Annotated in this window: 14 protein-coding genes, 1 tRNA gene and 1 pseudogene; 5 read left to right on the top strand and 11 right to left on the bottom strand. The window is 60.8% G+C overall.

Going from position 1 to position 13,260, the window contains the following annotated elements; genetic code table 11:
• The first annotated feature begins 156 nt into the window (after positions 1–156).
• The gene (locus FHT84_RS28190) at positions 157–1,173 is read left to right on the top strand and encodes a class I SAM-dependent methyltransferase (protein ID WP_112340070.1); all 1,017 of its coding nucleotides are present in this window, start codon (positions 157–159) and stop codon (positions 1,171–1,173) included.
• 38 nt (positions 1,174–1,211) lie between these two features.
• Here the strand turns inward: FHT84_RS28190 and FHT84_RS28185 are convergent, their stop codons facing one another.
• The 5 genes from FHT84_RS28185 to fabA form a co-directional block, all read right to left on the bottom strand.
• Positions 1,212–2,438: an acyltransferase gene (locus tag FHT84_RS28185; RefSeq protein WP_183765369.1), complete on the bottom strand. Its 1,227-nt coding sequence runs from the start codon at positions 2,436–2,438 to the stop codon at positions 1,212–1,214.
• Positions 2,439–2,595: 157 nt separating this feature from the next.
• Complete coding sequence (locus FHT84_RS28180) at positions 2,596–3,174, bottom strand: GNAT family protein (protein WP_183765366.1); 579 nt, start codon at positions 3,172–3,174, stop codon at positions 2,596–2,598.
• Positions 3,175–3,240: 66 nt separating this feature from the next.
• The gene (gene fabI, locus FHT84_RS28175; RefSeq protein ID WP_183765363.1) at positions 3,241–4,047 is read right to left on the bottom strand and encodes an enoyl-ACP reductase FabI; all 807 of its coding nucleotides are present in this window, start codon (positions 4,045–4,047) and stop codon (positions 3,241–3,243) included.
• 4 nt (positions 4,048–4,051) lie between these two features.
• Positions 4,052–5,275, bottom strand: a complete 1,224-nt coding sequence (fabB, locus tag FHT84_RS28170; RefSeq protein WP_183765360.1) for a beta-ketoacyl-ACP synthase I — start codon at positions 5,273–5,275, stop codon at positions 4,052–4,054.
• Between the two features lie 53 nt (positions 5,276–5,328).
• Complete coding sequence (gene fabA, locus FHT84_RS28165; RefSeq protein WP_004127724.1) at positions 5,329–5,844, bottom strand: 3-hydroxyacyl-[acyl-carrier-protein] dehydratase FabA; 516 nt, start codon at positions 5,842–5,844, stop codon at positions 5,329–5,331.
• A gap of 297 nt (positions 5,845–6,141) precedes the next feature.
• On the opposite strand from fabA, the gene irrA reads away from it, so the two are divergent.
• Complete coding sequence (gene irrA / locus FHT84_RS28160; protein WP_112340065.1) at positions 6,142–6,564, top strand: iron response transcriptional regulator IrrA; 423 nt, start codon at positions 6,142–6,144, stop codon at positions 6,562–6,564.
• Positions 6,565–6,588: 24 nt separating this feature from the next.
• Here irrA and FHT84_RS28155 read toward each other — a convergent pair whose 3' ends face one another.
• Positions 6,589–7,224 carry a trimeric intracellular cation channel family protein gene (locus tag FHT84_RS28155; RefSeq protein WP_112340118.1) on the bottom strand — a complete coding sequence of 212 codons (636 nt, stop codon included), beginning with the start codon at positions 7,222–7,224 and terminating at the stop codon, positions 6,589–6,591.
• A gap of 140 nt (positions 7,225–7,364) precedes the next feature.
• On the opposite strand from FHT84_RS28155, the gene FHT84_RS28150 reads away from it, so the two are divergent.
• Positions 7,365–7,844 (top strand): hypothetical protein, encoded by a 480-nt coding sequence (locus FHT84_RS28150; protein WP_112340064.1) that lies wholly within the window; start codon positions 7,365–7,367, stop codon positions 7,842–7,844.
• Between the two features lie 44 nt (positions 7,845–7,888).
• Here FHT84_RS28150 and FHT84_RS28145 read toward each other — a convergent pair whose 3' ends face one another.
• The 5 genes and pseudogenes from FHT84_RS28145 to FHT84_RS28125 all read right to left on the bottom strand — a co-directional run bounded on the left by FHT84_RS28145 (position 7,889) and on the right by FHT84_RS28125 (position 10,617).
• Positions 7,889–8,680 (bottom strand): YdcF family protein, encoded by a 792-nt coding sequence (locus FHT84_RS28145; protein ID WP_183765357.1) that lies wholly within the window; start codon positions 8,678–8,680, stop codon positions 7,889–7,891.
• A 72-nt stretch (positions 8,681–8,752) separates the two neighbouring features.
• Positions 8,753–9,475: a YoaK family protein gene (locus FHT84_RS28140; RefSeq protein WP_112340062.1), complete on the bottom strand. Its 723-nt coding sequence runs from the start codon at positions 9,473–9,475 to the stop codon at positions 8,753–8,755.
• Between the two features lie 101 nt (positions 9,476–9,576).
• Positions 9,577–9,820, bottom strand: a pseudogene (locus FHT84_RS28135) (GIY-YIG nuclease family protein).
• A 187-nt stretch (positions 9,821–10,007) separates the two neighbouring features.
• Positions 10,008–10,083 (bottom strand) — tRNA-Ala (locus FHT84_RS28130).
• Between the two features lie 153 nt (positions 10,084–10,236).
• Positions 10,237–10,617, bottom strand: a complete 381-nt coding sequence (locus FHT84_RS28125; protein ID WP_095436113.1) for a TIGR02300 family protein — start codon at positions 10,615–10,617, stop codon at positions 10,237–10,239.
• Between the two features lie 273 nt (positions 10,618–10,890).
• On the opposite strand from FHT84_RS28125, the gene aroA reads away from it, so the two are divergent.
• Complete coding sequence (gene aroA / locus FHT84_RS28120; protein WP_183765354.1) at positions 10,891–12,246, top strand: 3-phosphoshikimate 1-carboxyvinyltransferase; 1,356 nt, start codon at positions 10,891–10,893, stop codon at positions 12,244–12,246.
• Between the two features lie 260 nt (positions 12,247–12,506).
• Positions 12,507–13,139 carry a (d)CMP kinase gene (cmk, locus tag FHT84_RS28115; protein WP_113251469.1) on the top strand — a complete coding sequence of 211 codons (633 nt, stop codon included), beginning with the start codon at positions 12,507–12,509 and terminating at the stop codon, positions 13,137–13,139.
• Positions 13,140–13,260 lie beyond the last annotated feature (121 nt).

The raw sequence follows: 13,260 nt of genomic DNA, 5'->3' as shown, positions 1-13,260 counted from the left end.
TGCTCGATGATCGCCCGCTCCCAAGTCGGGAATGTTGTCTTGCTCCGTCGTCCCCTCTCCCCGTCCCAACGGGGAGAGGGCTAGGGTGAGGGACAAGCACACAGACAGAAACCCGCCCGCAGGCCCGACCAACGAAACAATAACGAGACCACGCCCATGAGCCGCGATGCCCTGAAGACCCTGTTCCATCCCTTTGCCTCCGGCACCATCGACGCGCCCGGCGAGGGGCAGCGGATCCTGTTTCTCGGCGCCGAAGCGGGCTTTGCGCTGCCGGAGGGATTTGCTGCCGAGCTTTCGGCCGTTCAGGGCTTCCGTCCCTTCTATCGCCAGCTGCAGGCGCAGCGCATCAACGTGACGCCGGAGATCGAAGGCGAAGGTTATGACGGAGCGCTCGTGCTTTGCGGCAAGCACAAGGGCGAGAACGAGGACCATATCGCTGAAGCGCTGGCGCGCGTAAAGGAAGGCGGCCTCATCCTCGTTGCCGGCGGCAAGGAAGATGGTATCCAGCCGCTACGCAAGCGCATCGAAGCCTTCGGTCTTGCGATCGAGCATATGCCGAAATATCACGGCGTTGCCTTCTGGTTTGCGCGTCCTGCCGACATCAAGATACTGACAGCGCAGCTCGCAAAGCCGGCGACTCTCGTCGACGACAGCTTCACCACGGCGCCCGGCATGTTCTCCCATGACCGTGTCGATGCCGGTTCCGAGCTGCTCGCCTCGCGCCTGCCGACCGACTTTGCCGGCGATGCCGCCGATTTCGGCGCCGGCTGGGGCTATCTTTCCGTAGAGCTCGCAACGAAATCGCCGCGGATCGAACGCATCGACCTCTACGAGGCCCATTACGGCGCTCTGGAGGCCGCACGCGCCAATCTGCTGTCGCACTGCCCGAAGGTCGCCCAGCGCTTCTTCTGGCACGATCTGGCGAGCGAGCCGGTCAAGGACAAATACGACCTGATCATCATGAACCCGCCCTTCCATGAGGGCCATGCCGCCGAGCCTTCGCTTGGCCAGGCGATGATCAAGACGGCCGCCTCGGCACTGCGTGGCGGCGGCCGGCTGATGCTGGTCGCCAATCGCGGCCTGCCCTACGAGCCGGTGCTGGCCGAGAATTTCAGGGAATTCGGCGAGACCTGCCGCAATGCCCGCTACAAGGTGCTCTGGGCAAAAAAATAAGAGAGGAAGGCGACCAAGGGCCGCCTTTCTTTCATGGATCAGGCTTCGTCGGCACGACGTGCATGAGGCATCAGATGATCCCGCAGGATCAGGAAGTTCCTTTCGACGAGAAACCAGAGCGTCGCCGACACGATGAAGCAGGTGGCGAGATAGATGACGAAGCCTGACAGCCCCAGAAGATTGTCCTTGCCGAACACCATCTGGTCGAGATGGTAGACGCCCTTGTGGGTGAGGTAGAGGCTGTAGGAGAGCGTCGCGACGCCTGATATGGCTGGAAGATGCCAGCGACCGATCCTCGGCTGCAGGTCCAGCAATGCGCCGAGAATGAATGCCACCCCCGCCGAAAACAGCGGGAAACCGACGGCCGCGCCCGGAAGAGGCTGAAACACGAGCGGCACATTGGCTTCGGCGAGCGGCCCGCGGACGGAGAAGATCACGAGCGCCGCCGTCACGAGCATACCGCCGATGCCGAGCGCGATGTGAGGCGGCATGTACCGTTCCCATAGCAGCGGCTTGAACAGCCGGATCGCCGCCAGAACGACGCCGAAGGTCAAGCCGTCAAGCCGGTTATATGTCGGATAATAGATATCCCTGAGATAGACGGCGAAGGCTTCCCTGTAGGCCTGCATTTCGACAATCGGACCGACATGGCTCTGCCAGAGCGCAAACCGCAGGCTTATGCCGGCGATCACGATCGCCATCACCAGAAGCGCCACAAAGCCCACCGTCGCTCGCCGCTTGAGCAGGACCACAAGAACCGGAAGAACGAGATAGAAATGCTCCTCGACACTCAGCGACCAGGCCTCGGTGAATGCGCTGCCCAGGCGAGGATCAAGGCCGAAATTGACCGTGAAGGTCAGGAACCGCCAGGCGGATTGCATCGCCGGCGCATCGCGCAGGGAGGGGAAGAACGTATAGACGGCAAGCACGAGCAGAAAGGCCGGCAATATGCGGAACGCCCGGCGCAGATAGAAAGCCTTGAAGTCGACGGCGCGGCGCCGCGCGGCTTCCGTCATCAACTGAGTTCCAATGAGATAGCCGCTGAGCACGAAGAAGATGTCGACGCCGATCCAGCCATAGGGCCTAATGCCGGCGAGCGGCAGCGGCGTCGCCTCCACCGGCAGATGCACCAGCATGACGAGGAGGATGGCAAGCGCCCGCAACAGATCCGGCCCCAATGTCCTTGGAGTGGCGGCGGATTCGAGCGGTACCGCCTCGCCCAGCGGATCTGGCAGCTTGGAGCTGGCAACAGTTATGGTGTTCACGGCTGGGGTTCCCGTAAATGGCTGGTGAATACCGATGGACATGCAGGAGATACTGTTGATTGCCTGCCTTGTATCGGAATTCCCGCCAGCCGTAACGAGCCATCCCCGGCAAGATAGAATTAACCTAAAATTTTCGTAAAATCTTGTCGAATGGAGGTTAACGCGTCCAATTCGACACCCTTGCGGCCCATTCCCGGCGCAGTACGGCATAGACACATTCATCGCCCCATATGCCGTTGAAACGATCGTTTTCGATCAGGAGTGCCTCACGGCGAAGACCCAGCCGTTCGACGACGCCAATGGATCCGGCATTTTTCGCATCCAGCCGTGCAAAGATCCGCTGAAAGCCGAATTTTTCGAAGCCGAGAGTAATCATGGCTTGTGCCGCCTCGGTGGCATATCCCTTCCTGGCATAAGCGGGGTTGGAGGTATAGCCAAGCTCGGCTTGAAGCGCCGCCTTGTTTGCGAATGTCAGGCTGACATCACCGACCAAAGCATCATCCTCCCGCCGAATGGCAGCACATAGCAGCGTATCTCCGTCCTCGGCGAAAGGAGAGTTCAGATTGAGATCGAAACGCTCTCTCATCACTTCAGGCGAAGGCGGATCGCGATACAGGAACCGATAGATTTCCGGCAGGGAGCGGTAGGCGCTATAGGCTTTAAAATCCTCCGGCACAAAGCGGCGGAGGATGAGCCGTTCGGTCGATGCGAGGGATTTCGCCTCGTTGGACGTCATCGGGAAGGATATCCGGAAAATGATCCCCCCGGCCAAAGACCGGGAGGACGATTGAGACCAGCGCGCTTACTCGGCGTCCGCGCTCGACAGCGTTTCCAGCGTCGGCATGGAGGTGATGTTGTAGCCGGCATCGACAAAATGGACTTCGCCGGTGACGCCTGCCGCCAGATCCGACAGGAGGTAGAGCGACGACGAGCCGACCTGGTCGATGGTAACAGACTTGCGCAGCGGCGCGTTGCGCTGGTTCCACGACAGGATGGCACGGGCGTCGGAAATGCCGGCGCCGGCGAGCGTGCGGATCGGGCCGGCGGAAACGGCGTTGACGCGAATACCGCGCGGGCCGTAATCGGCGGCGAGATAACGAACGGAAGCCTCAAGCGCCGCCTTGGCGACGCCCATGACATTGTAGTTCGGAATGACGCGCGTCGAACCATTATAGGTCAGCGTCAGCATGCTGCCGCCTTCGGTCATCAGTTCGGCGGCGCGCTTGGCGATCTCGGTGAAGGAGAAGCAGGAAATCACCATGGTGCGGGTGAAATTCTCCCGCGTGGTGTTGGCATAGAGCCCCTTCAGCTCGTTCTTGTCGGAAAAGCCGATGGCGTGGACAATGAAATCAAGCCTGCCCCAGCGCTCCTTGATCGCGTCGAAGACGGCATCAACGGAAGCCAGATCCTCGACATCGCAAGGCAGCAGGAAATCCGAACCGACTTCGGCTGCGAGCGGCTTGACGCGCTTGCCGAGCGCCTCACCCTGAAAGGTGAAAGCCAGTTCCGCGCCTTCGGCTGCAAGCGCCTTCGAAATACCCCAGGCAATCGAGTGATTGTTTGCGACGCCCATGATGAGGCCGCGCTTACCCTGCATGATTCCCGTCATTGCCTTATCCGTTGTAGCGCTGGAACACGAGCGTGGCGTTGGTGCCGCCGAAGCCGAAGGAATTCGAAAGAGCGATATCGAACTTGGCGTTGTCGATGCGCTTGCGCACGACGGGCACGCCTTCGAATTCCGGATCGAGTTCGGTGATATGGGCGCTTTCGCCGATGAAGCGCTCCTGCATCATCAGGATCGAATAGATCGATTCCTGAACGCCTGCGGCGCCGAGCGAGTGGCCCGTCAGGGACTTGGTCGACTGGATCGGCGGGATCTTGTCGCCGAAGACCTCGCGGATCGCGCCGATTTCCTTGCTGTCGCCCACCGGCGTCGAAGTGCCGTGGGTGTTGATGTAATCGATATCGCCCTTCACGGTGGCGAGCGCCTGGCGCATGCAGCGCACGGCACCCTCGCCCGACGGTGCGACCATGTCGTAGCCGTCCGAAGTGGCGCCATAGCCGACAATCTCGGCATAGATCTTGGCGCCGCGGGCCTTGGCATGTTCCAGCTCTTCCAGAACCAGCACGCCAGCGCCGCCGGCGATGACGAATCCATCGCGCTTGACGTCATAGGCACGCGAGGCGGTTTCCGGGTGGTTGTCGTTGAAGTCCGAAGACATGGCGCCCATGGCGTCGAAGAGGTTCGACATGGTCCAGTCGAGATCCTCGTGGCCGCCGGCGAACATGACGTCCTGCTTGCCCCACTGGATCATCTCGGCGGCATTGCCGATGCAGTGCGCCGAGGTCGAGCAGGCGGACGAGATCGAGTAGTTGACGCCGTGGATCTTGAACCAGGTCGCCAGCGTTGCCGAGGCGGTCGAGGACATCGACTTCGGCACGGCGAAGGGGCCGATGCGCTTCGGGCTGTTGTTCTTGCGGGTGATGTCGGCCGCTTCGATCAGGGTGCGGGTCGACGGACCGCCGGAGCCCATGATGATGCCGGTGCGCTCGTTGGTGATATCGCCTTCCTCGAGGCCGCTGTCGGCGATCGCCTGCTTCATGGCGACATGGTTCCAGGCACCGCCCTGCGACAGGAAGCGCATGGCGCGGCGATCCACCAGATCGGTTGTGTCGATCTTCGGCGAGCCCCAGACCTGGCACTTGAAGCCGTGCTCGGCGAAATCGGGAGAGAAAGAAATGCCGGATTTGGCGTCGCGCAGCGAGGCGGTCACTTCTTGAGCATTGTTTCCAATCGAAGAGACAATACCCAGACCCGTAACAACTACCCGTCTCATGTCGATGACCTTTTCTAAAACGTCTGTCTTTGTGGAGGCGGCGGCGCCGCGGTTCAGGCGACCTTGTCCTTCGACAGGCCCACGCGCAGGTCCGTCGCCTGATAGATGGTTTCCCCATCGGCCTTTAGCCAGCCATCGGCGGTGCCGAGCACCAGACGGCCGCGCATGACGCGCTTGAAGTCGATGCCGTATTCGAGAAGCTTCGTATCCGGGCGGACCATGCCCTTGAACTTCACTTCGCCCGTCGAAAGCGCCATGCCGCGGCCGGGCTCGCCGAGCCAGCCGAGGAAGAAGCCGGTCAGCTGCCACATGCCGTCAAGGCCGAGGCAGCCCGGCATGATAGGATTGCCGGCAAAATGGCAGGGGAAATACCAGTCATCGGGGCGCACATCGTATTCGGCGCGGATGAAGCCTTTGTCGAAGGCACCGCCGGTCTCGGAAATTTCAGTAATGCGATGGACCATCAGCATCGGCGGCAGGGGAAGCTGCGCGTTGCCCGGGCCGAACAGTTCGCCGCGGCCGCAAGCCAGGATTTCCTCGTAATTGAAGCTGGACTGTCTCGTCGTCATAAAAATTCCGTTTCCCCCGCATGAATGCCGATGGATGTGAAGCTTTAGTGCAAGATGGACAGAAAATGAAGCGAAAGCATTGGACTCTCATTCATCCGTTCGATCGACCGCACTAGCCGTTATGTGGTGGTCGCATACAGGAACGCCAGAGCCGCGACCAGAGCGAATTGCGCCAAAAGCCGGTTTTTTGCGGCTTTTGAGCACCTTCCCACCCCATTGAAACTATTGAAAGCAATCAAGGCAAAAGTTATATGGCTTAGTAAAGAATTATAGAGATCAGGAATCCGGAGTCCCTGAATGGCAGAACATGCCGAAATCGCGATCGAAACCAGGCTGCGCAATGTGGGCCTGAGGCCGACCCGACAGCGGATTGCGCTGGGAGACCTTCTCTTCGCCAAGGGCGACCGCCATCTGACGGTGGAGGAGCTTCATGAAGAAGCCGTCGCCGCCGGCGTTCCAGTTTCGCTCGCGACCGTCTACAACACGCTGCATCAGTTCACCGAGGCCGGCCTGATCCGCGTGCTCGCCGTCGAAAGCACCAAAACCTATTTCGACACCAACGTCTCCGATCACCATCACTTTTTCGTGGAAGGCCACAATGAAGTGCTGGATATCCCGATCAGTAACCTGACGATCGACAACCTGCCCGAACCGCCGCAAGGGATGGAAATCGCCCATGTCGACGTGGTGATCCGCCTGCGCCGCAAGCAGAGGCAGTAGGCAGTAGAACGACTGCCTCTCAGCTCACATCACATCGTCCGGATGCCGGCCTGGCTTGTGATGATAGGTCGGAAATGTCCAGCCGAACCAGAGCGCGCCGCCGCGCACCGCAAAGGCGGCAATCACGCCCAGCCCCGCAGAGGCGTAAAGCGGCAACATCGTCGCATTGGCGGCGGTGAAGACGCCAGCGCCGACGATTGACGCCGTCACATAGATTTCCGGGCGCAGCAGGACCGAAGGCTCATTCGCCAGCAGATCGCGCAGGATGCCGCCGAACGTTGCCGTCAGCGCGCCGGTGACGATCGCGACGGTGGGTGAGCCTGTCGCCGCCATGCCCTTGGCGGCTCCCATCACGCAATAGGCCGATAGTCCCACGGCGTCGAGCCAGATGAGCAGCCTGTAGCGCGATTCAAAGAGATGCGCGGTGAAGAAGACCAGGACGCCGACCACGGCGCAGATGATGATATAGGTCGGATTCAGCACCCAAAAGACCGGCACTCGGCCCAGGACGATATCGCGCAGCGTGCCGCCGCCAATGCCGGTGACGGCGGCCAGGAACAGGAAGCCAATCAGATCGAGCTGTTTGCGCGAAGCCGCGAGCGCACCGGTTGCGGCAAAAAGAGCGACGCCGGCATAATCAAGAAACGAGAGAAGCGACATCGAAAACTCCAACGAGGCGCCGGCGATTTTCTCGAAATGAATCACGACGGCAAGGGCCGCGCAAGCCGGCTGATGCAAAGATCTCGCAGCGGCCGCTGCTGTTATCGTGGCCGCGACGGCGCTTCGAAGAGGAATCCCCCGTGAAATCCCTGCTGATCGTGATCCTCAATCTCATCGCATTCGTGATCATGCCCGCAGTGGCCGAGGCGCAGCAATCGATCCTGCAGGATCCCGTCGCATTCGAGAAGGATCACTTCACCAAAAGCTGCGACGGTCAGGCGAGCTTCGGCGACAATTTCGCCACTCAGCAGGATATCAATAACGACAAGCTGATGGATATCGTCGTTAACGAGGGCGAGATCACCTGCAAGGGCGAAAAAGGCCCCTACTGCACGGACGAAGGCTGCCCCTACAATTTCTACGTCCAGGTGGCCGAGGGCGGCTACCTGCTCGTCGCCACTGCGCGGATCTACAGCTACGATTTCATCCAGCGCTTCGGCAACATGGTGCTGGTCATGAAAATGCATCCGCGCTTCTGCGACCGCAAGGACGGCGAGGACCGCTGCGAGATCACCGTCAGGGTCCGCGGCGTCAAATTCGTCACGATCTCGAAGAAGTAGGCTTTACGGCCCGGGGGCGGGTGGTTACGCCCCGGGGCACGTAGTTACGGCCCGGGATAGAGCGCCGATGTCCGGCCGACGGCGTAATAGCCGACCAGGCCGACCCATTCGCGCAATCCTGTCGCCAGCAGCTGTGCGTTGCGCGAGGGCTGGGTAAAATCGAGGCCCGGCGTTTCCTTGCCGGTGCTTCGGTAGTCGACCGGCCAAGGCACGACATCGATGCCCTGCCTGCGGAAGATGCCCATCGAGCGGGGCATGTGGAAGCCTGATGTGATGAGCAGGCAATTCGAAAGCCCGTTCTGCGCCAGCAATTCCTTCGTGTTGACCGCATTCTCGAAGGTGGTGCGCGAGGTGGTGTCGGCAACCATGCGGTCTCTGGGAATGCCGAGTGCCGTAAAGAAGCGCTCGGAAATCACGGCATCCCCCTCATAGGTGCCGCCGATCGAGCCATCGCCGCCCGAGATCACGATGCGCGCCTGCGGATATTTCTGCGAGAGACGCAGCGCTTCGACCAGGCGATCGCCGGCCGAATCGAACTCATAGCCGCCACGCGCGGTCGTTACCTCGTTCTGCGTGGCGCCGCCGAGGACGATCATGCATTTGAGGTCGGCGGGATCGGTTGCGGGATGCGGAAAACGCTCCTCCAGCCCCTGGACGACATAGGCGCCGGCCGTCGTATAGAGCGAGACGAACAGGATAAGCACCGACAGCAGCGAGGAGACAATCACGGTGGCGCTCCAGCGCAGAAGAGCGGCGATAAATGCCAGCAGTACGAAGAGAAATGCCAGCGAGAGTGGCTGACCGAAAATCCAGACAAGTTTCGAAAAAACGAACACGGCATATCCTTAGGCTTGTCGGCAAAACGATTCGTTTTTCTCCCTAGCAGATTTTTGTGCACTGCAATGTGGCTATTTCGGTCGCCGCACCGTGGACGCCGAAATAACGAAGCGCTGATTGAAGCGGCGCTGCAGCGGGCGGGGGATGAAAAGCGTCGACAGCGCCAGGACGAGAGCGACCATAGAAACCAGCCAGAGCGCATGTGCGCCAAAGGCGCCGGCCAGAAGTGCGCCGATGATGGCGCCCGAGATCATGCCGCTCCAGGGCACGATCTGCACCGTCCAAAGAAAATCCCGATCCCCCAGGAGAAAACGGCCAAGACCGCGTCCGAAGCGCGACAGCGCGCCGGTGACATAGGTGAGGCCGATCGGCAGGCCCTCGATATGCTCGACCGTGGCATTGACCATGCCCATGGCAAGCACCACCAGATAGAACTGCACCAGAACCAGCGACGGCTCCGCGAAGCCCGCGGCGGCGGCCAGAAGGATGCTGACGCAGGCAAGCACCACGAAAGCTCGCCGGTCCGCCGCATGGGCAATGACGATGCCGAGCGCATTGCCGATGATGAATGTCAGGATGGCCGAGAACAGCACCGCCGCATGGCCGAACTCGCCCATTCCGAGGGCGATCGCCGCCCGTGTCGTATTGCCGGTCATGAAGGACACGAAATTGCCCGTCAGCATCAGGCCGACGGCATCGGTCATGCCCGCCAGAAAGGCGATCGAGGCAACGAGCAGAAACCCCGTCACGGTACGGCGGGTCTTGATGAGACGACGGCGGCGCTGTCTGGTCATGGGCGATTCGGAGTGGGTTGCGGACGGTCGGAGGCTAGCATGAAGTTGGGGGAATGCGGAGTATCTACCAAGTTGTCGATAGAGCGATACGGGCGTGTCTCTTAGAGCAACCTCTTCCTTGCAAATGCTCTGCCAGAATGAGACTTCAGATAGGCCTCAAACTCAAGAGCACGGTATTTGTCAGGAAAGGCAGAATACCAGGGAAGAACCCACGGCATGAACTTTGCGGTGTGGGTCGACTTACCGGCATTGTGGTCGGCAAGCCGCTGCCTGATGGTCCGAAGTCGATCCGGTATATTGCTGGTCGGGAAAATCCACGCTTTGAAGGATGTAAACGTACCACATCCCCATCTCGATCGATTGGCATCCGGTGATTCGAACGCAAATTCTATATGCAATCGAGCGTGTCTTTGTACCTGGAAATGTTTTATGGAGACTCCACCGCGTCGTCGCCCTACGGGCTTTACCGGGCACTGCTTCGGCCTAACGGTTTCCCGCGGCTGCGCCACGCGAAGCCCGTAAGGGCGAAGCGTGGTGGAGCTAAGCGGGATCGAACCGCTGACCTCTTGCATGCCATGCAAGCGCTCTCCCAGCTGAGCTATAGCCCCATCAAGATGGTGCCGTTTGACCGGCCCTGGGTCCCTTCCAAGCGCTTCGCCCGTCGGGGTGGCGGCTTATTACTTGTGGTTTTCACAGATAGCAAGCCGAAAAATTCGGCCCGGGAAAATTTTTCTTGAGACCCGGGCCGACTGTCGTTCAGATTAGACGTCGTCTTCGTCGCCGGTGACGCCGATGATGTCGCTCATGTCGTCATCGTCTTCATCTTCGTCGGCTTCCAGGAAGGTATCGTCGTCATCGTCGCCGATTTCGACATCGTCATCGCCGATATCCGGAATGTCGTCGCCGCCTGCCGCATCATCGGCGTCCTCGAGGGAGACCAGTTCGACTTCCGTGTTTTCGGTATCGACTTCGGCCACTTCGTCTTCTTCCGGAACTTCCTTGGAAGCGGAGGTTTCCTCGAAGAAGGACAAGGGCCAGGACTTGCCTGTATAGGGCGAGACCACCGGATCCCGGTTCAGGTCATAGAACTTCTTGCCGGTATCGGGGTCGGTACGTTTTGTTCCAAGTTCCGCTTTCGCCACTGTCAAAGCCTCATGAATGGCCGAATGAAAATTCGGCAATGCCGGGGAAGCCGGCGTTTTAAGGGAAATATCAGCCGGTCCCCTTAATCGTTGCGGCCGTTTCTGTCAAAGCTAAAGTTCATGCCGCTTCGCACGCAGTTTTCACGCATTGCGGGATGACTGGGGAATGGGCCTGTGCTAACCAGCCAGCGTGAACCGCAGAACATCTGGCCAAGAACGATCTCAGCCAGCACAGAATGCGGATGGAATACCGGCATCGCAAAGGAATTGCCTATGCCGCACGATACCCTCCCCCAACCAGCCGTGGCACGCCGCTCGGCCGGCCTTTCCGGTACGATCCGCATTCCCGGCGACAAATCCATTTCCCATCGCTCCCTCGTGTTCGGCGGCCTTGCTTCGGGCGAGACGCACATCAAAGGTCTGCTCGAAGGCGAGGACGTGCTTAACACCGCCGGGGCCATGCAGGCTCTTGGCGCTACGATCCGCAGGGACAGCGATGCCTGGATCGTCAACGGCACCGGCAATGGCGCGTTGCTCGCGCCCGAGGCACCGCTCGACTTCGGCAATGCCGGCACCGGCTCCCGCCTGACCATGGGCCTGGTCGGCTCCTACGATTTCAAAACAACCTTCGTCGGCGATGCTTCGCTGTCGAAACGGCCGATGGGCCGCATTCTCGATCCGCTGTGCCGCATGGGAACACAGGTCAGCGCCGCTACGGGCGACCGGCTGCCCGTCACCCTGCATGGGCCAGGTGTAACGAGCCCGCTGACCTATCGCGTGCCGATGGCCTCGGCACAGGTCAAATCCGCCGTGCTTCTGGCAGGACTCAATGCACCTGGCATTACGACGGTGATCGAGCCAGTCATGACCCGCGACCATACCGAAAGAATGCTCGCCGGTTTCGGCGCAGCACTTTCGGTCGAGACCGACGCAGCCGGCGTGCGCACCATCCGGCTCGAAGGCCAGGGCAGACTCACCGGCCAGACTATCGACGTTCCCGGCGATCCCTCCTCCGCCGCCTTCCCGCTAGTGGCGGCCTTGATCGTGCCCGGCTCCGACATTACCATCCGCAACGTGCTGATGAACACGACGCGCACCGGCCTCATCCTGACACTGCAGGAGATGGGCGCGGATATCGAGATCCTCGACCGGCGCGTGACGGGCGGCGAGGATGTCGCCGATCTCCATGTGCGCTCCTCGGCGCTCAAGGGTGTCACCGTGCCGGCCGAACGCGCGCCGTCGATGATCGACGAATATCCCGTGCTGGCCGTCGCGGCCGCTTTTGCGGAAGGCACAACGATCATGCAGGGGCTGGATGAGCTCCGGGTTAAGGAATCCGATCGGCTCTCGGCTGTCGCCGAAGGATTGAAGCTCAACGGTGTCGACTGTAGCGAAGGCAGGGATTCGCTGACGGTTCGCGGCAGACCTGACGGTAAGGGCCTGGGCAGTTCCAGCGGCACCGAAGTCAGGACTCATCTCGATCATCGCATCGCCATGAGCTTCCTCGTCATGGGGCTTGCCAGCGAGCACCCGGTTTCGATCGACGATTCGGCCATGATCGCCACCAGCTTTCCCGAATTTTTTGCTATGATGACAAGATTGGGCGCGACGATCGGGACCGGCGGTTAATAGACCGTGCAATGCCCAGGGCGGCGGAAGCTGCGCCGCCGGACTGCATTGCAGCCCCGATGGAAGACACATTACCGGCATTGAAATCGATGTCCAGACGATTGACGGCAAATGGAAGGTGAGCCAGAACCGGACGCTGGCTGACCGACTGGCATCGCCGAGGGCCTCGCTGTGCTCGATCGTACAGCCGTGGCGGAAGCGGCCGAACTGGTGCGTCGCTCCAGACAATAACGAGAGACCGCGTAGGGACGGAAGAAGACATGATCATCGCTATTGATGGGCCTGCGGCTGCCGGCAAGGGAACCCTGGCGCGCCGGATCGCCGAAACCTATGGTTTTCATCATCTCGATACCGGCCTCACCTACCGCGCCACCGCGAAGGCGCTGCTCGATGCTGGGCTGCCGCTCGACGACGAGGCTATCGCCGAAGGCACGGCGCGCAAGGTCGATCTGGCCGGGCTCGACCGGACGGTTCTGTCCAGGCACGAGATCGGCGAGGCCGCATCGAAGATCGCCGTCATGCCGGCAGTCCGCCGGGCGCTGGTGGAGGCTCAGCGACGCTTTGCCGAAAAGAAGCCGGGTGCGGTGCTCGACGGCCGCGACATCGGCACGGTGGTCTGCCCTGACGCACCGGTGAAGCTCTATGTGACGGCCTCGGCGGAAGTGCGCGCGAAGCGGCGCTATGAGGAGATCGTCGATGCCGGCGGCAGCGCCGATTACGACGCCATTTTCGAGGATGTGAAACGGCGCGACGAGCGCGACATGGGCCGCACCGACAGCCCTTTGAAACCAGCTGAAGACGCGTACTTGCTAGATACCTCAGAAATGAGTATAGAAGCGGCGTTTCAGACGGCAAAGTCGATCGTCGACGCCGCTCTGAGCCGAAATGCCTGAAAATTATGAGCGGCTTTCGCGCGCCCAGCGCCCGGAACCGCCGATTTCAAAATAGCCTGACATTCCGTCCAAGCGCCGGATAGCTTTCCTTGAATGGAAAGCGGACTGGGGTCAGGCCCGT

The organism is Rhizobium sp. BK289 (assembly GCF_014193575.1).
Lineage (GTDB): Bacteria > Pseudomonadota > Alphaproteobacteria > Rhizobiales > Rhizobiaceae > Rhizobium > Rhizobium tropici_C.
This window is presented reverse-complemented; position numbering and strand designations above follow the sequence as displayed.

Excerpts from the sequence above, each read along its gene's own strand:
- FHT84_RS28140 (WP_112340062.1), bottom strand. The coding sequence starts at position 9,475 with ATGACCAGACAGCGCCGCCGTCGTCTCATCAAGACCCGCCGTACCGTG.
- FHT84_RS28190 (WP_112340070.1), top strand. The coding sequence starts at position 157 with ATGAGCCGCGATGCCCTGAAGACCCTGTTCCATCCCTTTGCCTCCGGC.
- FHT84_RS28180 (WP_183765366.1), bottom strand. The coding sequence starts at position 3,174 with ATGACGTCCAACGAGGCGAAATCCCTCGCATCGACCGAACGGCTCATC.
- FHT84_RS28155 (WP_112340118.1), bottom strand. The coding sequence starts at position 7,224 with ATGTCGCTTCTCTCGTTTCTTGATTATGCCGGCGTCGCTCTTTTTGCC.
- aroA (WP_183765354.1), top strand. The coding sequence starts at position 10,891 with ATGCCGCACGATACCCTCCCCCAACCAGCCGTGGCACGCCGCTCGGCC.
- cmk (WP_113251469.1), top strand. The coding sequence starts at position 12,507 with ATGATCATCGCTATTGATGGGCCTGCGGCTGCCGGCAAGGGAACCCTG.
- fabB (WP_183765360.1), bottom strand. The coding sequence starts at position 5,275 with ATGAGACGGGTAGTTGTTACGGGTCTGGGTATTGTCTCTTCGATTGGA.
- fabI (WP_183765363.1), bottom strand. The coding sequence starts at position 4,047 with ATGACGGGAATCATGCAGGGTAAGCGCGGCCTCATCATGGGCGTCGCA.
- fabA (WP_004127724.1), bottom strand. The coding sequence starts at position 5,844 with ATGACGACGAGACAGTCCAGCTTCAATTACGAGGAAATCCTGGCTTGC.
- irrA (WP_112340065.1), top strand. The coding sequence starts at position 6,142 with ATGGCAGAACATGCCGAAATCGCGATCGAAACCAGGCTGCGCAATGTG.